Origin of the sequence: Siminovitchia fortis, assembly GCF_007681465.1 — a bacterium.
GTDB classification, from domain to species: domain Bacteria; phylum Bacillota; class Bacilli; order Bacillales; family Bacillaceae_C; genus Siminovitchia; species Siminovitchia fortis.
In genome coordinates, this window is the sequence record NZ_VEKZ01000145.1 from 1 (window position 1) to 1,100 (window position 1,100).

1 protein-coding gene is annotated in these 1,100 nt (G+C 44.6%); it reads left to right on the plus strand.

Going from position 1 to position 1,100, the window contains the following annotated elements; all coding sequences use genetic code 11:
• The first annotated feature begins 265 nt into the window (after positions 1 to 265).
• Positions 266 to 1,048, plus strand: a complete 783-nt coding sequence (gene sigG, locus FS666_RS19320) for an RNA polymerase sporulation sigma factor SigG (protein WP_120069475.1) — start codon at positions 266 to 268, stop codon at positions 1,046 to 1,048.
• Positions 1,049 to 1,100: the final 52 nt, after the last annotated feature.

Consider the following 1,100-nt stretch of genomic DNA (forward strand, 5'->3'; position numbering starts at 1 on the left):
CGAATAAGCTACGCCGCAGGAGCACATTAAGCGCGAAGTCTGCTAGTCGATAGGCGCTGGAGCCAGACGCAGCATTTAGTAAAAAATAAGTTATTCAAGGTATGGAATTTTATAGTATGCTCAACAAGCGAAATAGATCCATCATCACACCTGTTTTTAATGAATTCCTTTCTATATTTTTTATGCTTCCACAAGTTTAGCCATGCATATATTTTCCTCCTCCGGAGATACTTATTTCTAGCAACTCCTGCTAGGAGGGAAATAAGTGAAGCGAAATAAAGTAGAAATATGCGGTGTGGATACTTCAAAGCTCCCTGTCCTGAAAAACGAGGAAATGCGGGAACTTCTAAAGCAAATGCAGCAGGGTGATTTAACAGCAAGAGAAAAATTGATCAATGGGAATCTTCGTCTGGTGTTAAGCGTCATCCAGCGGTTTAACAACAGGGGAGAGTATGTGGATGACCTATTCCAGGTCGGCTGCATCGGTTTGATGAAATCGATCGACAACTTTGACTTAAGCCAGAATGTCCGGTTTTCCACCTATGCCGTCCCGATGATCATAGGAGAAATTCGCCGTTACTTGCGGGATAATAATCCCATCCGTGTTTCACGGTCATTGCGCGATATCGCTTATAAAGCACTCCATGTAAGAGAACGCCTCATGGCAAAAACCTCCAAAGAGCCTACAGCGGCCGAGATTGCCAGGGAATTGGAAATACCCCATGAAGAAGTTGTTTTTGCGCTGGACGCTATACAGGACCCTGTATCATTATTTGAGCCGATTTATAATGACGGCGGCGATCCGATATTCGTAATGGATCAGTTGAGTGACGAGAGAAGCCGTGACAGTCAATGGATCGAGGAGATTGCACTGCATGACGGACTGCAGCGGCTCAATGACAGGGAAAAAATGATCATTCGAAAGCGCTTTTTCCAAGGCAAAACACAAATGGAAGTGGCAGAGGAAATCGGGATTTCCCAAGCGCAGGTGTCCCGGCTGGAAAAGGCCGCCATTAAACAAATGAATAAGAATATTAATGTTCAATGAGATGGGGTCAGACCCCCTTTACTGCAGTAAAGGGGGTCTGACCCTTTTTTTA